This is a genomic window from Exiguobacterium sp. RIT594 (genome assembly GCF_003339585.1).
Classification (GTDB): domain Bacteria; phylum Bacillota; class Bacilli; order Exiguobacteriales; family Exiguobacteriaceae; genus Exiguobacterium_A.
Genome location: NZ_QPKF01000006.1, coordinates 20,673 through 45,933, shown reverse-complemented (window position 1 = coordinate 45,933; position 25,261 = coordinate 20,673). Strand labels below are relative to the sequence as shown.

At 47.4% G+C, this 25,261-nt stretch carries 25 protein-coding genes; 7 read left to right on the top strand and 18 right to left on the bottom strand.

Annotation, left to right across the window (positions count from 1 at the left end; all coding sequences use genetic code 11):
* Nucleotides 1-4 precede the first annotated feature (4 nt).
* Complete coding sequence (locus DVG79_RS14025) at nucleotides 5-442, bottom strand: hypothetical protein (RefSeq protein WP_114597280.1); 438 nt, start codon at nucleotides 440-442, stop codon at nucleotides 5-7.
* A gap of 180 nt (nucleotides 443-622) precedes the next feature.
* Here DVG79_RS14025 and DVG79_RS14020 point away from each other — a divergent pair, with 180 nt between their 5' ends.
* Nucleotides 623-1,636: a zinc-binding alcohol dehydrogenase family protein gene (locus DVG79_RS14020; protein WP_114597350.1), complete on the top strand. Its 1,014-nt coding sequence runs from the start codon at nucleotides 623-625 to the stop codon at nucleotides 1,634-1,636.
* A gap of 54 nt (nucleotides 1,637-1,690) precedes the next feature.
* Here the strand turns inward: DVG79_RS14020 and DVG79_RS16215 are convergent, their stop codons facing one another.
* Nucleotides 1,691-1,864, bottom strand: a complete 174-nt coding sequence (locus DVG79_RS16215; protein WP_012371618.1) for a hypothetical protein — start codon at nucleotides 1,862-1,864, stop codon at nucleotides 1,691-1,693.
* A 253-nt stretch (nucleotides 1,865-2,117) separates the two neighbouring features.
* Between DVG79_RS16215 and DVG79_RS14015 the strand changes: the two genes are divergently transcribed.
* Nucleotides 2,118-4,556: an ATP-binding protein gene (locus DVG79_RS14015; protein WP_114597279.1), complete on the top strand. Its 2,439-nt coding sequence runs from the start codon at nucleotides 2,118-2,120 to the stop codon at nucleotides 4,554-4,556.
* Between the two features lie 44 nt (nucleotides 4,557-4,600).
* On the opposite strand, the gene wrbA is transcribed toward DVG79_RS14015, so the two are convergent.
* The 3 genes from wrbA to DVG79_RS14000 form a co-directional block, all read right to left on the bottom strand.
* Nucleotides 4,601-5,203 carry an NAD(P)H:quinone oxidoreductase gene (gene wrbA / locus DVG79_RS14010; RefSeq protein ID WP_114597278.1) on the bottom strand — a complete coding sequence of 201 codons (603 nt, stop codon included), beginning with the start codon at nucleotides 5,201-5,203 and terminating at the stop codon, nucleotides 4,601-4,603.
* A gap of 105 nt (nucleotides 5,204-5,308) precedes the next feature.
* Entirely contained in the window at nucleotides 5,309-6,343 is a 1,035-nt protein-coding gene (locus tag DVG79_RS14005) for a DUF2332 domain-containing protein (protein ID WP_114597277.1), read from the bottom strand.
* Nucleotides 6,344-6,457: 114 nt separating this feature from the next.
* Complete coding sequence (locus DVG79_RS14000; protein WP_114597276.1) at nucleotides 6,458-8,491, bottom strand: acyltransferase family protein; 2,034 nt, start codon at nucleotides 8,489-8,491, stop codon at nucleotides 6,458-6,460.
* 270 nt (nucleotides 8,492-8,761) lie between these two features.
* Between DVG79_RS14000 and DVG79_RS13995 the strand changes: the two genes are divergently transcribed.
* The gene (locus DVG79_RS13995; RefSeq protein ID WP_114597275.1) at nucleotides 8,762-10,564 is read left to right on the top strand and encodes an LTA synthase family protein; all 1,803 of its coding nucleotides are present in this window, start codon (nucleotides 8,762-8,764) and stop codon (nucleotides 10,562-10,564) included.
* A gap of 142 nt (nucleotides 10,565-10,706) precedes the next feature.
* On the opposite strand, the gene DVG79_RS13990 is transcribed toward DVG79_RS13995, so the two are convergent.
* The 9 genes from DVG79_RS13990 to groES all read right to left on the bottom strand — a co-directional run bounded on the left by DVG79_RS13990 (nucleotide 10,707) and on the right by groES (nucleotide 18,610).
* Nucleotides 10,707-11,489, bottom strand: coding sequence for an SDR family NAD(P)-dependent oxidoreductase (locus DVG79_RS13990; RefSeq protein WP_114597274.1), 783 nt, complete (start codon nucleotides 11,487-11,489; stop codon nucleotides 10,707-10,709).
* A gap of 26 nt (nucleotides 11,490-11,515) precedes the next feature.
* On the bottom strand, nucleotides 11,516-12,517 hold the full coding sequence (locus DVG79_RS13985; protein WP_114597273.1) for an NADP-dependent oxidoreductase: 1,002 nt from the start codon (nucleotides 12,515-12,517) through the stop codon (nucleotides 11,516-11,518).
* A gap of 33 nt (nucleotides 12,518-12,550) precedes the next feature.
* Nucleotides 12,551-13,399 (bottom strand): alpha/beta fold hydrolase, encoded by an 849-nt coding sequence (locus DVG79_RS13980; RefSeq protein ID WP_114597272.1) that lies wholly within the window; start codon nucleotides 13,397-13,399, stop codon nucleotides 12,551-12,553.
* A gap of 71 nt (nucleotides 13,400-13,470) precedes the next feature.
* Entirely contained in the window at nucleotides 13,471-14,046 is a 576-nt protein-coding gene (locus tag DVG79_RS13975; protein WP_114597271.1) for a TetR/AcrR family transcriptional regulator, read from the bottom strand.
* A 185-nt stretch (nucleotides 14,047-14,231) separates the two neighbouring features.
* The gene (locus DVG79_RS13970) at nucleotides 14,232-15,173 is read right to left on the bottom strand and encodes a HEAT repeat domain-containing protein (RefSeq protein ID WP_114597270.1); all 942 of its coding nucleotides are present in this window, start codon (nucleotides 15,171-15,173) and stop codon (nucleotides 14,232-14,234) included.
* Nucleotides 15,154-15,729 carry a GNAT family N-acetyltransferase gene (locus DVG79_RS13965; protein WP_114597269.1) on the bottom strand — a complete coding sequence of 192 codons (576 nt, stop codon included), beginning with the start codon at nucleotides 15,727-15,729 and terminating at the stop codon, nucleotides 15,154-15,156. Before DVG79_RS13965 ends, DVG79_RS13970 begins: the two co-directional genes overlap by 20 nt.
* Before the next feature lie 78 nt (nucleotides 15,730-15,807).
* Complete coding sequence (locus DVG79_RS13960) at nucleotides 15,808-16,353, bottom strand: ATP-binding protein (RefSeq protein ID WP_114597268.1); 546 nt, start codon at nucleotides 16,351-16,353, stop codon at nucleotides 15,808-15,810.
* A 315-nt stretch (nucleotides 16,354-16,668) separates the two neighbouring features.
* Nucleotides 16,669-18,306, bottom strand: a complete 1,638-nt coding sequence (groL, locus tag DVG79_RS13955; RefSeq protein ID WP_012371630.1) for a chaperonin GroEL — start codon at nucleotides 18,304-18,306, stop codon at nucleotides 16,669-16,671.
* Nucleotides 18,307-18,325: 19 nt separating this feature from the next.
* Entirely contained in the window at nucleotides 18,326-18,610 is a 285-nt protein-coding gene (gene groES, locus DVG79_RS13950) for a co-chaperone GroES (protein ID WP_012371631.1), read from the bottom strand.
* Nucleotides 18,611-18,830: 220 nt separating this feature from the next.
* Between groES and DVG79_RS13945 the strand changes: the two genes are divergently transcribed.
* Together DVG79_RS13945 and DVG79_RS13940 are read left to right on the top strand one after the other, a co-directional pair.
* The gene (locus tag DVG79_RS13945; RefSeq protein ID WP_114597267.1) at nucleotides 18,831-19,523 is read left to right on the top strand and encodes a CPBP family intramembrane glutamic endopeptidase; all 693 of its coding nucleotides are present in this window, start codon (nucleotides 18,831-18,833) and stop codon (nucleotides 19,521-19,523) included.
* A gap of 21 nt (nucleotides 19,524-19,544) precedes the next feature.
* Nucleotides 19,545-19,778, top strand: a complete 234-nt coding sequence (locus tag DVG79_RS13940) for a DUF4305 domain-containing protein (RefSeq protein ID WP_026831839.1) — start codon at nucleotides 19,545-19,547, stop codon at nucleotides 19,776-19,778.
* Between the two features lie 50 nt (nucleotides 19,779-19,828).
* On the opposite strand, the gene DVG79_RS13935 is transcribed toward DVG79_RS13940, so the two are convergent.
* From DVG79_RS13935 to DVG79_RS13920, 4 genes are all read right to left on the bottom strand, one after another.
* The gene (locus DVG79_RS13935; protein WP_114597266.1) at nucleotides 19,829-20,122 is read right to left on the bottom strand and encodes a DUF2089 family protein; all 294 of its coding nucleotides are present in this window, start codon (nucleotides 20,120-20,122) and stop codon (nucleotides 19,829-19,831) included.
* Between the two features lie 20 nt (nucleotides 20,123-20,142).
* Complete coding sequence (locus DVG79_RS13930; RefSeq protein ID WP_114597265.1) at nucleotides 20,143-20,430, bottom strand: hypothetical protein; 288 nt, start codon at nucleotides 20,428-20,430, stop codon at nucleotides 20,143-20,145.
* 368 nt (nucleotides 20,431-20,798) lie between these two features.
* A complete protein-coding gene (locus tag DVG79_RS13925; RefSeq protein WP_114597264.1) occupies nucleotides 20,799-22,094 on the bottom strand; it encodes a cation:dicarboxylate symporter family transporter in 1,296 nt (431 codons plus the stop codon).
* 156 nt (nucleotides 22,095-22,250) lie between these two features.
* On the bottom strand, nucleotides 22,251-23,309 hold the full coding sequence (locus tag DVG79_RS13920) for an NAD(P)/FAD-dependent oxidoreductase (RefSeq protein ID WP_114597263.1): 1,059 nt from the start codon (nucleotides 23,307-23,309) through the stop codon (nucleotides 22,251-22,253).
* A 184-nt stretch (nucleotides 23,310-23,493) separates the two neighbouring features.
* Here DVG79_RS13920 and DVG79_RS13915 point away from each other — a divergent pair, with 184 nt between their 5' ends.
* Nucleotides 23,494-24,285 carry an ABC transporter ATP-binding protein gene (locus tag DVG79_RS13915; protein WP_114597262.1) on the top strand — a complete coding sequence of 264 codons (792 nt, stop codon included), beginning with the start codon at nucleotides 23,494-23,496 and terminating at the stop codon, nucleotides 24,283-24,285.
* A gap of 4 nt (nucleotides 24,286-24,289) precedes the next feature.
* The gene (locus DVG79_RS13910; RefSeq protein WP_114597261.1) at nucleotides 24,290-25,201 is read left to right on the top strand and encodes an iron-hydroxamate ABC transporter substrate-binding protein; all 912 of its coding nucleotides are present in this window, start codon (nucleotides 24,290-24,292) and stop codon (nucleotides 25,199-25,201) included.
* The last annotated feature ends 60 nt before the right edge of the window (nucleotides 25,202-25,261 follow it).

The window sequence follows — 25,261 nt, the reverse complement described above, 5'->3', positions numbered from 1 at the left end:
AGACTTATCCTTGCCGGCGAGCCGTCGCATGAAGAACAAACGGTTTACCGGACAGCAATTCCTCCAGCTGATAATACGTATGTGCCCGAAGCGGCTGACTCGTCCGCGGAAGATGCCGTAATTCATAAGCGACTTCCAGCAGATAGAACTTGTACGTTTCGGCTTCTTCAAATCCAAAACTGTTCTTTCGTGCTTCGATATAACCAATCAAACGCTCTTGTTGCTCAAGTGACAGGCGCTGGACTTGCGGAGCAACCGGTTCGCTCGGACGGAGAATCAGTTCCCGTTCTGTCCGGTACAATCGGTTCATGACCCCTCGTTCCCGTCGAAGCGCAATCAATTTCGCCGGTTGATACGAACGGGGATAGGGATGCGCATGGACTAAATACTGTTCAATGATTGATTGTGTCGGGGCAGCCGGAAAAGAAATGACATCATGCATACGATTCGACTCCTTTTAATAAGATCTACACTCTGCATTCTACTACAAATTCCCAATTCAACGCATGGACCTCACAGGAAGGAAACAGGTTTTCTAATTTTGGACGGGTTTCGTTTTTCATGACGCGTGGAAAAGTTCAAAAGATACTTATCTCTGAAAGGATGTTTTGTCATGCAACAGATGAAAGCCATTGGATTCCACAAACATTTACCGATTACGGAAGCCGACAGTCTGATTGATCTTAAAATCGAACGTCCCGTCGCAAAAGGACACGATGTGCTAGTCGAAATTAAAGCCGTTTCCGTCAATCCGGTCGATACGAAAGTCCGGGCTAAGGGCGCGGACGAACAGGAACCGAAAATCATCGGCTATGATGCAGCCGGCGTCGTCGTTGAAGTCGGTGATCACGCCACCCTCTTTTCTGTCGGGGATGAAGTCTACTACGCCGGTGCCATCAACCGCCCCGGCTCCAACAGTGAATTCCAGCTCGTCGACGAACGAATTGTTGCGAAGAAGCCGGAACGTTTGACGTTCAGCGAGGCGGCGGCGCTTCCCCTCACTGCCTTGACGGCTTATGAAGCTTTAACTGACCGAATGCATATCACGTTTGATGCCAAATCAAATCTCGAGAAGACGATTCTAATCATCGGTGCAGCAGGCGGTGTCGGATCGATCGCGACACAACTTGCGAACCATGCCGGCCTGACCGTCATCGGGACCGCTTCCCGTCCGGAAACGATCGACTGGGCGAAAGCACACGGCGCCCATCATACGATTAACCATCACGAAGATTTCCGGGAACAACTTGAACAACTCGGTTATTCGTATGTCGACTACGTTTTTTGTCTGAATGCGACCGATCAGCATTTTGATGCGATGGTCGATGTCATCACACCGCAAGGGACCATCTGCAGTATCGTCGAGACGGACCAGGCACTCAATCTCAGCGCTTTGCAACAAAAGAGTGCCACTTTCGCCTGGGAGTTCATGTTCACCCGATCCCTGTTCGAGACACCGGACATGATTCGCCAACATGAAATTCTGACCCGCATCGCGACTTGGCTCGAGGAAGAAACACTTGAGACGACTGTCACTCAGACGTTGATCGGACTGAATGCAGAGAATTTAAAAGAAGCCCACCGTCTCGTCGAAAGTGGCAAGACGATTGGTAAGATTGTCGTCGAACAGCATTAATCTAAAAAAACAGGACGTTCTTCTCGAAAAGAGAAAGAACATCCTGTTTTTCGATTATCTGCTTTTTTGACGTTTCATTGAAAAGACGATGGCCGCAAACAATGACAGGAGTCCTCCCGCCCAGCCGATGACCGGTGCGTACTGAAATGTATCGCGCAGCAACATTCCTCCGATAATGAGGATGGCAGCATCCGCTGCGAACAGCACCGCTAAAAATCGATAATTCATCCTTCTTCTCCCCTTTCATTTCAAAATGTTAGTACTTCTGCATTCTCCCTGCCAAAGGACATCTGCCCTTCAACTTCTTAATCCTTACCCTTGATTTAGCACTTTCTGGTATGAATTTCTTGTATTTAAGATAATTTTCTAATAACACTATATTTCTGAGTCTAAAAAATGTACGATTACGGTAAGAAATAGGTATAGTAATTACATCTATCTTCAATACGGAACGCTGAAGCAAAGGGGCATCCACAATCATATGAAAAAATGGTTCAATCAAAAAATCAGCCGGCAAATCATGTCTGCTTTTTACCTTATACTGATCACGTTATCAGTCTCTTCGATTGCCGCTTACTTTTATACGAATCATCAGGTGATGAGCGCGAAGACAAGTCTCGATGCGATCAGTGAACGGCAGGAACGGGCGACGTCCTTATGGGACGATTGGCAGTCCTTACAATATGAAATACGCGGATATATCGTCTTCGGTGATGACGCCGTTCTTGAAACCATTAATGAAAAAAAAGCATCCCTTGAACAGCAAACCGAATGGTTCGAGAAAAACGGAAAATATCAAGCGGATCAGATTTATGCGTCTGATGTCCGCTCCCTGTACACGTCCTACACGACATTCGTCATGCCGAGCTTGATTAAATATGTCAAAGCCAAACAGGACGGTACCGTGGACGAAACGTTTTTACAGATGCCGAGTTTAAAATCGATGATGCCGCAGGTCAAGCGGGATCCGAACCGGAAGTTCAAGATGAATGCATCGAACAGTGAAACGATGCGCAAAAGCGTTAATACGATGGAGAGTGTCTTCACCAGTTACCGGACGAGTCTCCAGGCGAAAGAAGAAATGGCGAAAGAGAAACTGATCAAACAAACGAAATACGCGGAGTGGATTTGGCTCATCAATCTGTTGGTCCTGTTCCTTGTCATTCTGTTGATCATTCGACCGTTCATCGCACGGACGACACGTCAAATCCAGCTCCTCAGCAAAGAAAGTAAACTGCTTGCCCAAGGACAACATACCGCACCGCTGATTCCGATGAATCGGACCGATGAAATCGGTGAGCTCAGCAAATCGTTTCATCAAATGGCGACGGCCCTGACCGACAATAAACACCGGTTGATGTCATCCAATGATAATTTAGAACAAGCGCTGCGACTCACCTTACGGAACGAAGCACACTTGAAAATCCGGAATCAGCTGACGGAAACGCTTGCTTCCCGTGACACAGTAACCGCTTATCCGGCCGTCATCGAAAAGATGGTCGAGATTACCGATTCAACGAACGGTTCCTTGATCTTTAAGGAAGGAACAACGGTGACGAATATCATTTCCTACGGCCTGACGGAACAAGAACAAGACGATTTAATTGCAACGATCGAACCCGTCATCCGCCGCGCACGAAAGGATAAAGTGCCGCATATCGCTCAGTTTGCCCAACGCGCGGTTGCCGTCACACCGGTTCTTGATGCCAGCACCGATGAGATCATCGCCTATATCTACCTGATGCGTCTCCATCATCCATTTGACCCGCAGGAACAAGAGGAGCTTGCTGCCTTTGCACGTCAGCTCGCCTTATCGTTACTCCGGATGCGGACGTTTGACGAGATTGGACGGGAACGGGAAAAAACGGCCCGCTTATTGAACTCGATCCGCGAATCGATTGTCTACATCGAACCCGACGGACCGATTCAATTAATCAATCGTCCGTTACTTGATTTATTTGATCACCCATCTGCCGTCGACTCGAAAGCAGAATGGTTGATTGAAATCGACGACTCGATCACCTATCTGAAAAATCGCGTGGATCAGCTCTCTGAATTCGAACGATATCTGCACCAAACCTTCATTAATCGTGAAACCGGAGAAGGTATTACCTTTTCGATTGATCGTGAAAAACGTTTCATCAAGACATACTCGGAAGAAATCCATTACGGCGGAAAATTCCGCGGGATTCTTCTCGTTTTACGTGATGTGACGAATGAAGTCGAAATTGACCGAATTAAAAACGAACTCGTCTCAACAATTTCCCATGAATTACGGACACCGCTCTCGTCGATTTACGGATTCACCGAGTTGATGATTCAACGGGATCTCCCTCCACATCGTCAAAAGAAATATCTGAAAGCGGTCCATTCGGAAACCGAACGACTGTCCTTGTTAATCAACGACTTCCTCGACCTGCAACGGATGGAAGCCAACCGGCAGCAGTATACATTCGAACCGTTTGATCTACTTGCGATGCTGAAGGATTTGAAGCAACTTCATAGTCTTTCATCTTCTACACATACCATTCGCATCTTGACTGACGTTTCGTCGCTCTTGATTGAGGCCGATACGAAAAAGATTCGTCAGCTGTTTGGAAACTTGATTAACAATGCGATTAAGTATTCTCCAGCAGGCGGTTCGATAGAAGTTCGTTTGACCGAACACACTAATCGGGTAACCATCGCGATTACCGATCACGGAATCGGAATTCCTGCTTCCGCGATGAGCGAACTGTTCCAAAAGTTTTATCGTGTCGATAATTCGGATACCCGAAAAATCGGTGGAACAGGACTCGGGTTATCGATTTGTCGCGAGATTGCCCGTGCCCATGATGGCGAAATCCATGTCGAATCAATCGAAGGACAAGGTTCGACCTTCACCGTCGACTTACCGCTTAATCCAACGCCACCGTTATAACAAAAAACCGCGCCAGTTCCCTTCCGGAACGGCGCGGTTTTTGCTCATCCTTTAATACGGCTTGCGATATCGACCGTCCGTTTCGCCTGGTGACGAACAGCAGGTTCAACCGACTCGACCATGTTTCCGTCCTGGTCAACAGTGACGGTCGTACCGTACGGGTTTCCGCCTGCTGCGAACAGGACCGGATCCGAATACCCTGGTGCTGCGACGATTGCACCCCAGTGGAACATCGATGTATAAACGGCAAGAACCGTCGCTTCCTGGCCGCCGTGCGGATTTTGCGCCGACGACATCGCGCTGACAACTTTATTGACGAGTTTTCCCTGTCCCCAGAGACCGCCTGTCGTATCGAGAAACTGCTGGAATTGTCCCGGGACATGTCCGTAACGGGTCGGGACACTGAAGATGATGGCGTCCGCCCAGTCGAGCAGATCCGGTGTCGCTTCCTCGATGTCGCGTGTTGCATCGGTATGTTTTTGCCAGAGTGGATTCGAGGCAATTGCTTCTGACGGTGCCGTCTCCTTGATTTTCGCAAGGCGGACTTCAGCGCCGGCTGCTTCTCCTGCTTCTTTCGCCCACGTGGCGAGTTGATGATTCGTTCCGGTCGAACTGTAATAGATGACAGCCAGTTTCACATTAGACATGACTTCGCTCCTTTTTTCAAAAACAGTGATGGACGATGGATGTACATGTCGTCTTTTCCCGATTTTTGGATAAAGTAACGCCTTTCCTTTGAATTCAAGAGAATTTTATACTTCTTGTTTTACGAGCCATTTGAACCAGCGACCGTGTCCGTCCGTCTCGGCAATCGTCTGTTCCGTCAACACACCGTCGATGTAAGCATCCAGATGCAGGTAACGGTCCTGGACATTGTTGTAGACGTGATAGAGATTGCGCGTCCGCCCGATTTCCCCGACGACCTGCAACAGTTCTTTTTTGACCGCGAGCGGCATCTGGTTTGCGACATGCGTATGGAAAATACAGAGGATACTGTCGTCCGGTGTCTGTGCTGCATAGTGCGGCAACAACTTCACCCCGTCCCCTTCGACCAGCTCCAGCGGGAGTTCTTCGACGTAACCGGCTGCCGACTCGAACATGTCAAGCCGCTCCTGATGTTCGGTCCAAATCAATGCTTTCAGCCATAACTGTTCATCGGCATCATGTAAGTCGACGATGTTCAAATCAAGTCCGATCCGGCTTGCAACCGGCGGCGGTGTTTGCGGTATGGCCGGCGTTTCCGTCCCCTCGATGACCGATGTCAACTGCAGACGCGATGCCAGGTTCCCGACGACTTCTCCGTTTCCGTACGCGTAGCTGTATTGATCAAACAATAACTGCAAGCCGGCACTCGTCCCGATTTCAAGCAACGCAAGCGGTTGCTGTGTCTGTTGATGAATCTGACTGAAGACCGGATAGAGATAGGTACAGCGCCGGACTTCATTCGTTTGGACAAGACGATGTGCAAGGAGCGGAATCAACTCTGCTTCATACGTCGCACAAAATGACTTAAAATCGGCAAAGGCACCTGTAAACGGCTTCGGCCGTTCAGTTACGCTCGGATAATACGCGGCGAGCGGATGATCGCCGCCTTTGAGCAACAGGTAATGGACGGCTCCGAACAGGAGGTTCGGCACCGGCTGACCGTCGCGGGCATGCTGGCATAGTCTAAGAATCCCTGGATCCTTGGCAATTTCGAATGATAAGTATTCATATAACGGACTGGAGTTGTGGCACTCCCGTTCGGCAAACGTCTGAAAACGTTGTGCGAGTTCTGTTTCTGTCATGTCTAGTTCCCCCTTTGTACGATCTCTGTTGTATTCCCTAAATTATTCCAAAGACCTGTTTTCACCGGCAAAAAAACTCTTCCACCTGAAATAGGGGAAGAGCTTGATTGATGATTAATCCGATTGTTTTTTCTTCAGAATATCCGTCACGACTTCATTCAGTTTCTGCTTGAAGACCGGTCCGAAGCTTTCCGCATACGAGTTTGTCATATGACTGACGTCACGATAGATGACGACGTTCCCGATGACGGGACGGAATTCGCCGTCGACACGGAAGTAATCCGTCAAGTCGAGTTTGTAGAGCGACTTATTCGTTTGTTCGAAGTTTTTCCAGTACGCTTCATCGCGTTGGTTAACTTCGGCGTTCATTTTCTTCGTTGTTTCTTTGATGCTCGACGTTTCAAGCGACTCAAGGACATTGAAGCTGTAACGCGGGTTGTCTCGGAGTGCGAGACCATCGATGCCGTACTCATCTTTGACATACTGCATTTGATCAACCATCTGTTGATGAATCTTATCTTTCGTCGCATCTGCCGCCGTGACGTGCGAGATGATCAGATCGACATCAGCATCCTTCAAATAGTCGAGGACGTTTTGATTCCAGATACCCTTTAGGACGTTATCGTCATAACCGGTCGAGAAACGTGTCCCGGAACGGGTGATGTTTAAAATCCGGTATTTTTCACCTTTTGCGGCTTCATGAATCGCTCCGAACCACTGCTCCGAGTGTGAGCTCCCGACAAGAGCGATGGTCGCGATATAGTCTTTCGTCTCACCGTATTCGCCGACCTTGATGTCACTTTTGCTCAGTACCTGATTGGTACCGTCCGTGTGAACAAGCGGCAAGTCATCAAAGACATTCGCATAAGATGGGAACGGATCGTGCTCCGGCGTTTTGTCCGGATTCTTGACCGCCATTGCGCCCGGGTAATCGCTTGCACTGACGCCGTTCTTCAATTCCTGTTCTTCGAAATACTTCAGTCCGAAGAGTGACCCGATCAACAGAACATTGATGCTCATCATGATCGCGAGCTTCTTGAAAGCAGACCGGTCAACTTTCGCACTGCGGATTGGTTTTTCAATGAATTCCGTCATCAGGTATGACAACAGAATCGCTGACAGGATGATGGCCGTTCCCATGAGGAAGCCCGGTGTCTGCTGGACGTTGTAACGATAAAATTCAAGCAGAACCCAGTGCCAGAGGTAAATTCCGAAAGCGATTCCTCCGAGTTTGACCATCGGCTTTGATCCAAGAAAACGTTTGATGCCGAACGTCGTGTCGCGTGTTCCGGACAGGACGATGAACAGCGCGCACGTCATCGGCCACAAGGCAATATAGCCCGGGAACATTTGCGAGACGTTAAAAAGAATACCGGTCAGGACCAGACCAATCAGTCCGAGCCAGCCCATCAAGGTTGCCATCCATTTCGGAATATGGATCGAAGACAGGTTAATGCAAAGCAGACTGCCCAAGGCAAACTCCCAAACACGCGTCATCGTGATGAAATACGCCCAGGGCTGATTGACTTCCGTTAAATAGATTGAATAACTTAACGACGTCACGAACAATACACCTAAAATCGTGTTAATCATCGATTTTGCATTTTGAATCGTGTACTTCTTGACCATCCATAAGATGAATGAGAACAGGACGAACCAGATCATATAGAACTGCCCTTGAATCGACAGTGCCCAGAAGTGTTCGACCGGTGATTTCATCTGGCTTGCATCCAGATAATCCGTACTTGAAATGGCGAGTTGCCAGTTTTGATAAAAGAACATCGAGGCGACGACTTCACGAATCGTCTTTTCTAAAATCGATTGCGGCAGTAAAAACGAACTGAGAACGAGAACGACGGCTAAAATGAACAGGACCGACGGCAACAGCCGTTTAATCAGTTTCGTGACGTAAGGCAGAAAACGAAATTCACCCGTCCGGTTGATCGTCGAGATAATCGATGTCGTGATCAGGAATCCGGAGATGACGAAGAACACATCGACGCCACCCGAGACACGGTTGAACCAGATATGATAGACCGCGACGAGCAAGGCGGCGACAACACGCAACCCCTCGATTTCAGGCCGGAACTGACTTTTGGTGTTAATGAGTTTTTGAGGCTGCATTTCCTGGGAATTCGGTTGATTCATTTTGTATTAGCTCCTATACTTTTTTTCTTATGCTGAAAAAATTGAATTGAATTTTTTTCCTTCATCGTTAGACATGCACCAATTCATCCTAAAGTAAAATACTTATAAAATCTATAACATTCCTATTATTTCGATGTTTCTTTTCTCCTTCACCGCTTGAATCCCGGCTTTTTCAAATGGACAGCACATGGTGACCGATTCAAACGTTCGTTCTCATTTAGTTGAGGGTATAGACTATTTCACGACAATGACGAACGTTAGGAGAATATTATGATCGTATTTGGTTACGCCCTCTACTTATTGTTAGGCACGTTAAAATTCGTGCTGTTCAGCTTTTATACCGACACGGCTTTTCCGACCTCCCTCTTTTTGATGAACCTTGGGGGCATGTTGTTGCTGTCGAGCTGGACCTTGTTGATTGAATGGCGCAAACGCCGCTGGATCTGGCTTAGTCTGCTGCTCGCCCACAGCCTGTTACTGATATCGGACATGTGGTATTACCGGTACTTTAACGATTTCCTATCCGTCTCGTTGATGTCGCAGATGTTGCAAATGGGCGATGTCAGCAGCGGCTTCGCCGCCCTGATCCTGCCGTCCGACTTCCTGTTGTTTGCGGACAGCTTAATTTTCTTAGGAATTCTCTTCTTTACACGTAAAAAGACGTTTGCCGTCACGAAAAGCAAACGCCAAAAGACGGCCGGTCTTACGTTCCTGACCGGTATCGTCCTATTTGCTGCGCCAGTCACCTACAGCGTTGTCAAAGAAGACCAACGGCTCAGTCAGTCGGTCTCCGACATGCGGGACTATTACCAGCTCGGTTTCTGGGGGTACCATGGACTCGATCTGTTTCGGGGAATTCAAAGTGCAGTTGGTCCAACAGACGATTTGACGAACGCACAACAGCAACGGCTTGATGAGACATCGACCTCCGATGCAAACGGTAAAACAAAAAAACCGAATATCATTCTCGTCCAGCTCGAATCGTTCCAGGCTTCCGTCATCGATCAACAAGTCGACGGACAGACGTTAACACCGAACCTGAATCAGCTGAAAAAAGAATCACTGTATTTTCCGTCGTTTTATCATCAGACACACGAAGGACGGACTTCGGACGCCGAATTCATTACCAATACGTCGCTTTATCCGTTAAAATCCGGTTCCGTCTACACCCGGTTCCCGGACAACGAGTTTGACGCGCTGCCGGATCTGTTGCGTACGAACGGGTATGACACGGCCGCCATGCACGCGTATGAAAAGGGCTTTTGGAACCGCGATCAGGTCTATCAAAATATCGGCTTCAAACATTTTTTCAGCCAGGACGATTATCCGAAACAAAAAAAGATCGGTATGGCCTTGAACGACAAACAGTTTTTTACGAAATCAATCGAACACATGGAAACGTTGAAAGAACCGTACTTCTCATTCCTCGTCGCCTTGACAAGTCATACGCCGTACGAGATTCCGAAGGACGAACAGCAACTCGACTTGTCCGGTTATGACGATCCAATGTTAAAAGGCTATTACCAGACCATCCACTACGTCGATGGGGCTGTCGGACAGATGGTCAAGGAATTGAAGAAAAAAAGCATGTGGGATGACACGCTTGTCATCTTTTACGGTGATCACGACAGCGGTCTTACAAACGAGGACGGTGAGATGCAGCAAAAAGCGCGGATCAACAATGCCGTCGATGCCTTTGAACTCGATCGCCAAGTCCCGCTGTTCATCAAGAAACCGAACCAGGACAAGGGACAAGTCATCCAAGAGAACGGTGGACAAATCGATATCGCCCCGACGATCGTCGATTTACTGAATCTCGACGCCCCCTATATGATGGGCGACTCTCTGCTCGATGATGAACCGAATCTGACCGCTTTCCGCGACGGTTCGTTCCGTTATAAAGGTTACTATTACAAAGCGAAGCTGACGGAAAAAGCCGGTAACGGTACCTGCTATGACGTCTCGACGAAAAAACAGGTCGACCGTGACATGTGTCAGCCGCAAACGAAACAAGTACGAAAAGATTTGCGTCTGTCGGATGCGATCATCGAAAAGAACGGATTGGAGAAATAAGGTTTCACCCTTTGTTTAGGCAATCTGGAGAAATTTGTTGCATCAAGTAATCGCTAGAGTACCAAAAAGGAGGAGACGGACTGGTATCCGGCTCCTCCTTTTCGTATGCAAGCGATGATTGATCTACCGCTTATTACACTAGTTATGTTGTTGATCCATCCTGCATTTTCCGGATCATCCGGGTAAGCCGTTTACGCGGCAACAAACGCGGAATGAACGAAATGATTCGATTTTGTGTGCCCGGAATGATCAGCGTCTGTCCCTTCAAAAATCCACGGTATCCGATCTCCGCGACGCGCCCCGCCTCCATTACTTTACCTTGAAGCATGTTCGATTTCCCCATGCCGGCACGGTCGACGAAGCCGGTGGCGGTCAGTCCCGGACAAAGTGCTGTTACGGTTACATTTGTACCGCTCACTTCATTTTCGAGTGCTTCTGTGAACGATAAGACGTACGACTTCGTGGCGTGGTAGACCGACATCAACGGTCCCGGGAAAAATCCGACCATTGAAGAGACATTCATGACACCGCCTCGGTTTCGTTGCACCATACCGGGTAAAAACAGTTTGGTCATGACGGTCACGGCCTTGATGTTGACTTCAATCATATTCATTTCCTGCTCAAGATCCGTTTCTAAAAATGCTCCGTACAGCCCGAATCCAGCATTGTTAATTAAATAGTCGACGTGAATCTTTTTCTGTTGCAGCTCATTAAATATTTCCTGTGGGACACCAGGTGTTGCGACGTCTTTAGCGATGACGGTCACGTCGACACCATGCGTCATCTGATAGTCCGTCGCAAGTTCCAAAATCTTTGCTTCATTACGAGCGACGAGTACCATGTTGTACCCATCTTGAGCAAACCGATCGGCTAATTCTTTACCGATCCCCCCTGATGCCCCTGTAATCAAAACCGTTTTCTGCATGACGGTGTCTCCTTTTCGATATCTCTTCAAAACGTAATCATGACCTTTCCTTTTGGACGTCCGGTCGCGACCAGCTTCAATGCTTCATTGACCTGCTCAATCGTAAAGCGTTGCGGGTGAAGGGCCGGGACAATCTGATTGGCTTCGACGATTTGGGTGATGGCTCTTAATTGCGTCCCGTCTGCACGGACGAAGATGAACCGGTATTCGACACCCTGTTTTTTTGCCGCCCGATCATAACCGGCACCGGCGAGTGAAAACAATGTTTGTTTCCAAAATGGAAACTTCCGATCCTTCGCGAATCGTTTGTTTGGTCCGGTCCGCAGCGACAGCAACCGTCCTCCCCGTTTGAGGATGCTAAGTTCCTTTTTGAACTCCTTTGGTCCAAGCGTATCGATGACATAATCGACGTTCGTCAAAAGGTCTTCATAGTTTTGAGTCGCGTAATCCAGGTACTGATCGGCACCGAGCTGCATCGTCCGGTCACGGGACTCGGCATTTCCGCTGACAATCACTTTTAATCCGAGTCTCTTCGCAAGCGGAACCGCCATTTGACCGAAACTGCCGGATCCACCCGGAATGAAAATCGTTTTTCCCGCTTGAACGTTTAATTCTTCATGTAATCCCTGATAGGCCGTCAGTCCGGTCAGGGCGACTGCTGCCGCTTCTTCGTACGATAGATTCTTTGGCATCAAAGCAATCGCGGACGCTGCAACTGCTGCATATTCAGCGATGGCACCAATTTTTTCAATCGGCAGACGCGTATAGACATCATCCCCGACCGAAAATCCGGTTACCTTCTTCCCGACTTTCTCGACGACACCCGCCAGTTCATTCCCGATCGTCAACGGAAAGCTGTAATCTTGAATCAGCTTGACGCTTCCCGTCATGATCAGCATCTCGAGGGGATTGATTGCGGCTGCTTTCACCTTGATCAAGACTTCATGGTCTTGAATATCCGGAACGGGCACTTCATTGACGTGTGCTTCGATTACTTTGGAATACTTCGTGATTTGAGCTGCTTTCATGATAAATCCTCCTTCGTCTGTTTTGACCACTGCTTAAATCGCATCTGAATCCAGGAATAAGTTGACGTGTGCGGCAAACAGTTCAGGGAACTGGAACAAATGACCGTGTCCGGAATCCGGATAAATGATTAACTGGGCATTCGGCATTTTTTCCGCCAGAATATAACTGTTTTTCGTCGGAACCATCACGTCTTCAATTCCGTTCGTCACGAGGACAGGATGTTTGATCGTCCGTAACCATTCATAATCCTCTTCCGGTTTTTGCTGCGCCCATTTGGCGACCGATTGCATTTGTGCTGCTTTCACCTGATCCGAACTGTCGAACTGTTTCTGACTGAAAATTCTTTCGAGCGACGCCATACCGGCTGTCCGGCTTGTCTCCGTCGGTCCGTAAAAGAAGAACATAAAATCGTTGATACCGTCTTCTTCTGTTCCTCCGTGACGGTTCATCCGCTCAAAAATTTCAGGGTGCGGATTGACGCCCGCTTCCGGTGACGTACCGGCCAAAACCATTTTCCGGACGAGGTTCGGTGCTTGAAGAGCGACTTCCTGTGCCACCATACCGCCGATCGAAAATCCGAGGATATCAACTTGGTCATGTCCGAGTGCCTGAATGAAGGCGATGGCATCTTGTGCCATCTCGCTTACGCTTTCCGGTGTTTCACCATTCGTTTCCCCGACCCCTTTGTTGTCAAACAGGATGACAGGACGGGCTGCGGCGAGCGGTGCCAGCAATTTCGGATCCCAGTTTTCCATCGTTCCTCTGAAATGGACGAACAGGACGACTGGCGTTCCTTCCGTCTGTCCCATTGTCCGGTACGCGTAACGTGTTCCTGCTGCTTCGATAAATTGTGATTGTGTTGGTAGTTGAGTCGTAGTCATGATTATTTTCCTCCTTAAAATAGTAAAGCTGTTTTTAGAATGAACGTTCTAGAATGAGTAAAAAAAGAAAGTCAGTCCAGCACTTTAAGTGCCAGGGTGATGATACTTTCTAATTCTTTTTGACTGTAGTTCGTTTTGATCAACACGCGCAGACCAATCAGATTGTTGTGCAGAAAACGCGCCGTCTGTACCGGATCGATATCGTCCGACAGTTCGCCGTTTTGCTGTCCATGCCGGATCAACTCCTCGAACATGCCTTCCGTCCGGTTGAACATCGCTGTTACTAGCCGGTCGATTTCCTGATCGAGTAAGGACAGTTCGACTGCCGCATTGACCGACAGACATCCTTTTGGATACTGGTCCGAAGAACGAAGGATGAACAGGAACACATCACGGATTGCCGCGTGAACCGAATCCTGTTGTCGAATGATCGTCTCCATCTCGTGCGTAATGAATTTTTCATATGCATCCAGAGCCGCCAAGAATAATGAGCGTTTGTCACCAAACGTGTCGTAGATACTTCTCCGGTGGATCCCCATGCGGTCGACTAAATCCTGCATCGATGTTTTTTCGTAGCCTTGCTCCCAAAACAACTCCATCGCTTTTCTTAAGACAACCGTTTCGTCAAACTCTTTACTTCTAGCCATGTCATTTCTCCTTCAATCGTTACAAAAACCATCATCGCTGTTTTTTAGAATGTTCGTTCTAAAAAGGGTGAGTTGTTTTCTGATTACAAACCGATCATACCCTTTCTAGAACGATTAGTAAAGAATGAAGTTTTGTTTTTTTATAAATAAAAAAAGATGACTCCAACAGTTGCTGAAGTCACCTCTCACTCTGGATGGTTCCTTTTTAACCACTGTTGCTCGTCGTCAAACAGGACATCCCATTTTTTTGTGACGATCCAGTCAAACAACACCGGAATCGTCTTATCCGATTGTCGATAGCGATTTAAAAAACGCAGTGCAACCAAACCTTCGTCACTTTGAATCTGCCGCTGTCGCTTCAACATGGTCTTCAGCCGTTTGATGACCGGCTGAATGGCGGAGGCATCCCCGTGTTTCGCAATCCCAAGCAATGCATATGCTTTGACGTCAATCGACCGATCCTCTAAGCCTTTTATAAACATTGGCAGGAACCTATCGTCTCCGAGTTCACTTATGGCATTCAGCGCCGAGTGCCGGACATCACCTTTCGGATGATCGAGGAGCGGTAACAGATGCGCAATCACCCGCTTCGTCCCAATCGTTGCCAACACAAAATTCGCACTCATGATCTCAAACGAATCGGTGGAGGTCGTAATAAATCGAATTAACGCATCTTCTGCTAAAATCCCCCGACAGGAGCCGAGTGCATCAATCGCCGAATTTCGAACAGCCGAGCGGGAATCCTCGACATACTGGATGATATCCGTCGCATCACCCACTCGTTCCTGGTTCGCCAGTTCGTCAAGGATACTTGTAATCAGTGTCGGCTTCGTCTCTTGCGCCAACCGTTCCAACAATAAATCAGCAACACGAACGTCACCTGTGTTCATCCCAATCGTCCCCAGCATAAAGTAGAAATGCTGTTTCATTTCTAGTCGCTTCGTCTGTTCAAGCAGGTCCATTAACACAGGAAGCATTTGAACATCCTGAAAACGCCGTGCTGTTTCATACGCCAAGTCAGACGGCGACCCTTCACTCGTGGAATAACCCCGTTCTTCATCGTACACATACTCGTCAATCGACATCTGTTCCGCTAATGCGATTAATTCATCTTTGTTCATCGGCATTTCCTTTAGTCTTCTCAAACAGTTTATACCAGTACAGCGTCAGATCAATGTTTGAATTAGCAGACTGTTTCAGCGTATCGACTCCACCAAGAACAAATCCTTCTTTGACGTAAAAACGGCAGGCGATCAGATTATCGTTTTGTGCTTCAAGCGATAAGCCAATCAACGATTGTTCCTTCGCCCAGGTTTCAGCTGCTTCAAGCAACAAGTGAGCGACCCCGCTTTTCCGAAAATCTTTTTTGACGGCGATGTTTTCAATATAGGCAAACCGGTTCCAGTCTTTGACGAGACGAACCTGTCCGATACACGCGTCTTCATGGAAGGCCAACAAGACGATTTTTTCACTGCTGTCGATATAAGCAGACCAATCCAGTTTGTCATCCGGAAAACGGATTTCAGATGGAGTATCATATAACTCTTCTTCGTAGGACCAGATTCCATTCGAAAAACTCGGAATAATTTTGCCGATGATGGGAAATAGGTCGTTAGCTACGTTGACGATCGTTACGAACTGATTTTTTAACGGCTTAATTGTGATTTTTTCAAGTTGGTCCATTAATCTCATCCTTTTCTATATACTTTCCAAACAAAACCCTTCACAAAAAAGTGTTGGAAAATTCTTTTTATTGCAAGATTAAATTAAGTTCCTCGAATCTAAATACTCCTTAACCGTAGTCACACATTCTTCAACTGAATAATCTCCTTCAATTCTTAATATCGGGCAAGACAATCCAGCCATCCACTTTTCGTGCAAAACTTTACTTCTAACTTCCACACCAGCATTGTCATATAGAGCAGCCCATTCCAAAAAGGCTTGTGATTGTTCATATTTGCTACCACCGGGTAATACTTCTTCCCCATACCGATTTATTTCCCGTTGCTGTAGTCTTTCAAGTCTGATTTCCGGTGGAACCCATAAGAAAATAACGAGATCAAAATAAGACTCTAGGCATTCTCCCCACTTTACAACTGCTCCAGATAAAACCCATTGTTTGGAACACGACAAGTCATTTTTCAGCATTTCTATTCTGTCAGGTATGGAACGTTGTTTAGTAAACTTAGATATCCAAAAATAATCATCTGTATCTAAAGAATTATGTGGAAGAACTTCTGCTAAAGCTTTTCCCAGTGTGGATGTTCCGGATCCCGAAGCACCCATTATATGAATCCTATTCTTCATTCTTCATCCCCCCTTAAAGCGTTGCCGTTTATTAGATTTTAATTATATATTTTTCTTGATTTACAATTACATTTTCCGAAAAATATTTACTATTCTTTTTAAAGAATTCAAAAAATACTCATTCATACTCAATAGAAATTATCATGCATAAGATAAACCTCGAAAGAAATTTTGTACTAACAGAGTAAAAAAAGAAGACCCTCTATAAGTTCAAAGAACTTACAAAGGGTCTCCCCGAAAGTTAATTATAAAATGGCATTTCCTAATATAGTACAACTACAAACCCATACTAATCAGCGCCGTTTTATAGCTAGATTACATCATTCCGCCCATTCCACCCATGCCGCCCATATCAGGCATTGCAGGTGCACCGGCTGGTTCCGGTTTGTCGGCGATGACGGCTTCTGTCGTCAAGAACATCGCTGAAACAGACGCTGCGTTTTGAAGTGCTGAACGCGTGACTTTCGCCGGATCGACGATTCCTGTTTCGATCATGTCGACATACTCGTCTGTCGCGGCGTTGTAACCCATGCCTTGTGCTTCATGCTTGAGACGCTCGACGATGACTGAACCTTCTTGACCGGCATTTTCCGCGATTTGGCGGAGCGGTGCTTCAAGCGCACGAAGAACGATGTTGACACCTGTTGCTTCGTCGCCTGTTGTAACGGCAAGAATCGATTCGACGGCTTTCGTCACGTGGATGAAGGCTGTTCCTCCACCGGCAACGATTCCTTCTTCGACGGCTGCGCGTGTCGCGTTGAGCGCATCTTCAATCCGGAGTTTACGTTCTTTCAGTTCCGTTTCTGTCGCTGCGCCGACTTTGACGACAGCTACGCCGCCTGCGAGTTTCGCGAGACGCTCTTGCAGTTTTTCACGATCGAAGTCGCTTGTCGTTTCTTCGATTTGTGAACGGATTGCTCCGACACGCGCTGTGATCGAGTCACTGTGTCCGTTACCTTCAACGATTGTCGTGTTGTCTTTTGAGACGACGACTTTCGATGCACGGCCGAGTTGCGTGATTTGTGTTTCTTTCAGATCAAGACCCAACTCTTCTGTGATCAGTTCTGCGCCAGTAACGATCGAAATGTCTTCGAGCATCGCTTTACGACGGTCTCCGAAACCTGGTGCTTTAACGGCAACGGCATTGAACGTTCCACGGAGTTTGTTGACGACGAGTGTCGCGAGTGCTTCGCCTTCGACATCTTCCGCGATGATCAAGAGTGGTTTGTTTTGTTGGACGACCTGCTCAAGCACCGGCAGGATTTCCTGGATGTTCGAAATCTTTTTGTCCGTGATCAGGATGTACGGGTTCTCAAGGACCGCTTCCATCTTATCGGAATCCGTGATCATGTACGGTGATGCATATCCACGATCGAACTGCATTCCTTCGACGACGTCGAGTTCCGTCGTGAAGCCGCGTGATTCTTCGATTGTGATGACACCGTCCTGACCGACACGTTCCATCGCTTCCGCAATCAATTGACCGACTTCTTCGTCAGCAGCTGAAATCGCCGCAACTTGGGCGATCGCTTCCTTGCCTTCGATTGGTTTTGCGATCGCGTGCAGTTCTTCGACGGCACGACGGACTGCTTTTTCGATCCCTTTACGGATGACCATCGGGTTCGCACCTGCAGTGACGTTCTTGAGTCCTTCACGAATCATCGCTTGTGCGAGGACTGTCGCTGTTGTCGTACCATCCCCTGCGATTTCGTTTGTTTTCGACGCGACTTCTGCGACAAGCTTCGCGCCCATGTTTTCAAAGTGATCTTCGAGTTCGATTTCTTTTGCAATCGTCACACCGTCATTCGTGATGAGTGGTGAACCGAATTTACGTTCGAGAACGACGTTCCGTCCTTTTGGTCCGATCGTGACTTTAACCGCATCCGCTAATGCGTCTACTCCGCGAAGCATCGCCCGGCGTGCTTCTTCACTGAATAAGATATCTTTTGCCATGACTGAAATCCCCCTTTGATTAGTTTGCTACTGCTAAAATATCGCTTTCGCGTAAGATTAAGTATTCGTTGCCATCGACTTTCACTTCTGACCCTGCGTATTGCGCATAGATGACGTGGTCCCCGACATTCACTTCAAGTGGTACACGGACACCCTGCTCCGTCACACGGCCTGTACCGACAGCGACGACTTTACCCTCTTGCGGCTTTTCTTTCGCTGACCCAGGAAGAACGATTCCTCCGAGTGTTGTTTCTTCTTTTTTAACGACTTCGATCACGATGCGATCACCAAGTGGTTTTAACATGCGAAACATCCTCCTTGAACATGACTGTTTTTTAGCACTCACTTAATTGGAGTGCTAACATATTTTTATCTTAAACGGTTTCCGGTTGGAATTCAAGCCCGAACCCTTATCCGTTTTCCCGAAATTGACATCTTTGAACCATCACCATTCGTGCGCCCGGTCGGTTTGTTTGTTACAATCGGGACAGTACCTTCATTACAAAGGAGTTGTGTTCCGCCCGATGAAAAATTCCGTCAATCTGCCGTTTAATATGGCTGAGAAGTGGCAAATCCGTCACGTCATTCCGATCGTGATTTATTTAATCGTGCAACTTGTCCCGGCAACCTTTCCGAGTTTCCTGTCAAAAAGCCAAATTCCAAGTGTTCTCGGTTGGTGGCTCGCGATTGGCTTTACCGTAGCCGTCATCGTTTCCTTCTATTGTCTACGTCCTGACTGGCAGAAGTGGAAAGCAGAGGGCAACCAAACCGATACGATGGATACGTTAAAGTGGATCGGAATCGGGATTGTCTTACTGTATGTCTCTTTAATCAGTGTCAACTTGATTGATGCCTGGTTGTCCGGTGGGATTGAAAACATCGCGAAATCACAAAATACGGATGACATCATGAAGGCCATTCAGGTCATTCCGATTCTTCAAGTCATGGTCGTCCTGCTAGGTCCGATCATGGAAGAGTTTCTGTTCCGGCACATCATGTTCGGAAACTTGTCGACGAAACTGAACTTCATCTTCAGCTTCGTTCTCAGCGGTGTCATCTTCGGTCTGATCCATGGCGACAACAAGTTCTTGATTTACGTCGCGATGAGTTTCGTCTTCTCGCTCGTCTTCGTCAAGACCCGCCGCATCATCGCTCCAATCGCGATCCATGTCTTTAACAACGGCATCGTCGTACTTGCCCTATACGCAACGACTTAATTAACGAAAGGTAGTGTTTTCATGCGACAAGGTTCAAACTTCATGGCATTTTTCTATGCCATCTTCGGTATTCTGTTCATGTACCTCGCGTACAGCAACTCAATCGAGGCGGGAACCGTCTTCAACTTCTGGACGATCCTCTTGACGCTGTTCGCAGCCGTCGACTTTTACCGTCTCTACCTCATCTTCCGCTTCCGGATGGCAGCCAAGAAGATGATCAAGAAAGAACAGGAAAAAAAGGACGACAAGAAATAATGCAAAATGAGATCGCCGATTTTACTTGGGGATCTCATTTTTGTTTTCATTCACTTTTTTTGATCTTTTCGATAAGAATCGATAATGACTTTCGCGATATCAAGATTTAACCGTTCATCCAGAACAAGGTTCTTGATCATGTTGATGAACTCGACGTCCTCTTGTTGTACGGACTCGATTCGTTCAATCAACTGGTTTAGCTTCGTCCGGACGGTCGGATAGGATACCTGATAAGAAGATGCCATATCTTTTAAAGAACCGGAGTTTAAGACAAACTTCCGGATGAATTCGAGGTGTTCTTGTTCTAAAGCCAGTACCCAAGCAGGTACATCCTGTCGTTCCATCGTTTTCCCTCACTTCTCTCTTACAAATCTTGAATATCGAGGCGATCCTTTTCGCGTTGTAGTTTTTTCTTCCGGGACTTATTCCCTTCCACTGACATACTGACTAGGATTGATGTCAGCATAAGCGTTCCAATCCGAATCAATGATTCACGGTCATCGGAATGCTCTCCTGTATAGAAGTATATGTATGCTCCTGCCACTAAGACAAGTACAGGCATAATCACTCCGAGCCAATTACTTTTTCTTGAAAGGTAAAACTGTCCACCAAATAACCCAATCGTGATCATTAACGGAATAAATAGATTCACTTGTTTTTCCTCCTTTCGTTGTCTATCCAACGTTCTATATTAATAATATTAATTTTTATATCAACATTATTCAACTTATTTTCAATAATCGTGATAAATTCATTATTTTATTCATAAACGTTGTGATTTGATATATTTTTACAATCTTATATTCAACCCATTCAACAAAGGTATCGTGTGTTCATCGCCCGACTTCTACGGGAAAAGGAAGCACTGCTTCCGTCAGGAACAGGCGAGACCCGGTCGTCAGAGACGAGCGCGGCTTGCGTTCCGCCCGAGAAAATCGGTCGTGCCAAAAACGACACCATCGTTCTACGAATACAAAAAAAAGACCAGATGACGATTCATCTGGTCTGCTGTCGTACCTATTATGCACTTTTCACTTTATCCTGCTTACCTTCCGTCGACATATACTCATCGAGCTGGTCGGAATCAAGAACACCTTCCCACTTCGCGATGACGAGTGAAGCAAGCGTGTTCCCTGTCACGTTGACGACAGAACGCATCATGTCCATGATCCGGTCGATCCCGGCGATGAAGGCGAGACCTTCTGGTGGAATCCCGACCGTTCCGAGTGTTGCGAGCAACACAACAAACGAAACTCCCGGTACAGCAGCCATTCCTTTTGACGTCAGCATCAGAACGAAGACAAGCGTCAACTGCGTGCCGATCGATAAATCAATGTTGTACATCTGCGCGATGAACAACGCAGCCATGGCTTGGTAAAGTGCTGATCCATCGAGGTTAAATGAGTAACCCGTCGGAACAACGAAGCTGACGATCGATTTTGGCACACCCATCTTCTCCAGTTTCTCCATGACGCGTGGTAACACTGTTTCCGACGATGCCGTCGAATACGTCAGGAGCAATTCATCCTTAAAGACACGGACGAAATCCGATACCCGGATGCCGACCCACTTCATGATCGATCCGAAGACGATGACCATGAAAAGAAGCGCCGTGACATATAATGTTCCAATCAATTTAAACAATGAACCGAGTGATTCGATTCCGAACGTCGAGACGGTGACACCAATCAAGGCGAATACACCGATTGGTGCGAACTTCATGACGATGTTAACCAGGTTGAACATCGCCGCTGCGACACCTTCGAAGAAGCGGACGACCGGCAAGCCTTTTTCGCCCGCAAATCCGACGCCGAGCCCAAACAGAACGGAGAAGAAGATGATCGCGAGCATATCCCCGCGTACCATCGCATCCAGGATGTTTGTCGGGACGATGTTGACGACTTTTTCAACGAGCCCTTGATCTTGCGTCGTCTCTTCCGTCTCAACGTACGTCGAGATGTCTGTCTTGTCGAGTGTCGCCATGTTGATGCCGGCTCCCGGCTCAACAAGGTTTGCTGCAAACAAGCCGGTAAAGATCGCAATCATCGTGACGATCGTAAAGTAACCGAGCGTCTTGACGCCCAGGCGTCCGAGACTTTTTGGACTTCCGACCGATGAGACACCGAGCACGATTGTCGTAAAGACGATTGGGACGACGATCATTTTCATCATCCGGATAAAGATATCACCGATTGGCTTCAGCCATTCCGCGACATGTGGATTCCCGTAAAAGACACCGCCGACAGTGATCCCGAGAATCAATCCGATTAAAATCTGCCAAGCAAGACCAATAGGCTTGCGTTTTGTTGTTGCCATAATTATTCCTCCTACATCTTGCAATTAAAAAAACACATAAGAGCATTTTGTCCTAAATACAGACCGTTGTCAAACCGTTCTGTTATAGTACAATACAAAAAAAGAGATGGCTTCCGTTTGAAAAACAGAAGCCGTCTCTTTGCTATTTCGTTATTCTCAACGGTTTTGATTGACCATTTCCTGAATCAGTTCCCGATTCCGCTTTTTAAAAACTTCATTATGGGACGATACCATCGCGACTTTCGGTGCCTCCGGTTCAATAAACTTCTTCGCCCGGTTGACGGCGTTCGCTGCATCCTGAAACGCACCCGAGATGAGATGGACTTTGCCGTCGTGCGACAGAATGTCACCCGCTGCATATAATCCGGGAACATTCGACTCACTTGATGCTGTTCCGGCGATATAAAAATCGTCGACCTGTTGCAACTCAAGATCGCAGTTCGCCAGCAACTCGGCATCCTGCTCATAGCCATGGTTGATGATGACTTCATCAATCTCAAGCGCTACCGTCTCGCTTGTTGCACAATCGATCAATTCGACCGAGGCAATCCGGTGATGATCGTCGCTTGCAATCAGCTTATGGATCGTCGTATTGAGCAGACAAACAGCCGAGCTGTTGACGAGCTGTTCAACTTGCGCCTCGTGCCCCGTGAAGCAGTCTTTCCGGTACGTGACATAAACTTTTTTCGCGACCGGTTCGAGCTCGTTTGCCCAATCGATTGCCGAGTTCCCTCCGCCGGAAATAATGACGATCTTATCCTTAAACCGTTCAATTGATTTGACGGTATAGTTCAAGTTCGACACTTCATAGCGTTCAGCGCCTTCGATTTTCAGCTTCTGCGGGTTGAGGATTCCGCCGCCAACGGCAACGATGACCGTTTTCGAATAATGGACGGTCCCCGACTCTGCTTCGAGGACGAAGTTGCCAAACACATCTTTCGTGATCGAGATAATTTTTTCGTTCAAATGAACGGTCGGATTAAATGTCAGTCCTTGTTCGACCAGCTGTTCCATCAGCTTTGCACCGGTAATAGGCGGCTGACCCCCGACGTCCCAAATCATTTTTTCTGGATAGACGTGAATCTTTCCACCCAGTTCTGCCTGGTATTCGATTAATTTCGTCTTCATTCCGCGTAGTCCACTATAGAAAGTAGAGTATAACCCGGCCGGGCCTCCACCAATTACCGTTACATCGAACAATTCCTGCTGTTCCATCTCGTTCACTCCCTCACGATTCGATACGACTGATTATCATTCTCATTCCCAATGATAACGTGAACATCTCTTGAAGACAAGAAAAAATGTTGACAGCGTTTTTATGGAACTGGTATGGTTAGGTGGACGATAGTGATAATCATTATCAATGAAAACAGCTTTAAGCGAAAAGGAGTCTGTGCGTATGGTACGTCTAGCTACGGAAGAAATCAGCATCGGTTACGGAGATCGTACCATCGTCAAAGACTTGACGGTCCAGATTCCCGATCGACAAATCACAACGATCATCGGAGCGAACGGATGCGGAAAATCGACTTTATTAAAAGCGATGACCCGAATCATTCCCCACCAATCGGGGCGTGCGTTGCTCGATGGTCTCGATATCGCGAAGGAAAGTACGAAACTGCTTGCCCGGAAAATGGCTATCCTGCCACAGACACCGGAAAGCGCAAGTGGTCTGACGGTCGCAGAGCTTGTCTCATACGGTCGCTTTCCTTATCAAAAAGGTTTTGGTCGTCTGACAAAACACGATTACGAGATTATCGACTGGGCACTCGAAGCAACAGATACGATGGCGTTTAAACATCGTCCGGTCGATGCCCTGTCCGGTGGTCAGCGGCAACGGGTCTGGATTGCGATGGCACTCGCGCAGGAAACGGACATCATCTTCCTCGATGAACCGACGACCTATCTCGATCTCGCCCATCAGCTCGAAGTCCTCGAGTTGCTCGAACATCTCAACCGGACAGAAGGACGAACGATTGTGATGGTGTTACATGATTTGAATCAAGCGGCACGTTTCGCCGATTACATCATCGCCATGAAAGACGGTGAAGTCGTCAAAGCCGGAACGTGTGAGGAAGTCATCTCAAAAGACGTCCTCAAAGATGTATTCCATATCGATGCCGAAATCGGTCGTGATCCGCGCACGAACAAACCGATGTGCGTCACCTACAACTTAATTAAGGGAGATTGAAGTCATGAAAAAATTGTTATTACCGGTTCTTTTATTGTTAACGCTTGTGATTGCCGCCTGTGGCAACACGGAGAAAAAAGAAGAGACGTCATCCGCTGATACAAAAAAAGAAACGATTACTTATAAATCCGAAACCGGAGACGTCGAAGTACCGGCGAATCCGAAACGTGTCGTCGTCCTCGCCGGTTTTGCCGGAAACGTCATGGCACTCGATGTCCCGCTCGTCGGTGTCGACTCATGGTCTAAATCAAATCCGAAGTTTGATTTGAAAAACGTCAAAGAAGTTTCAGAAGAGAACGTTGAGAAAGTCATCGAACTCGAGCCGGATCTCATCATCGGCTACAACACGACGAAAAACATCGATAAATTCAAAAAAATCGCACCGACCGTCACATACACATACGGAAAAGTCGACTATTTGACACAACACATCGAAATCGGTAAATTGCTCAACAAAGAGCAGGAAGCACGCGACTGGGTCAAAGACTTCAAAACACGTGCTGCGGACGCCGGAAAAGAAATCAAAGCCAAAATCGGTGAAGACAAAACGGTTTCCGTCATCGAAAGCTTCGACAAACAGCTCTACGTCTTCGGCGACAACTGGGGCCGCGGCACAGAAATCCTCTACCAAGAGATGAAATTGAAAATGCCGAAAAAAGTCACAGAGATGGCGTTAAAAGACGGCTACTACGCGTTATCACCGGAAGTCTTACCTGAATATGCAGGCGATTACCTGATCTTCAGCAAGACAGCAGAAGCGGATAACTCGTTCACAGAAACGGACACATACAAAAATATCCCCGCCGTTAAGAACAACCACGTCTTCGAAGTTGATTCAAAAGAGTTCTACTTCAACGATCCACTCACATTGGAACGTCAACTCGAATTCTTCAAGAAAAGTTTCCTTGGCGCGTAACGTATACTAAAGGAGGGAGCCTCATCGCTCCCTCCTTTTTTGGATTCATACAAACTGGAG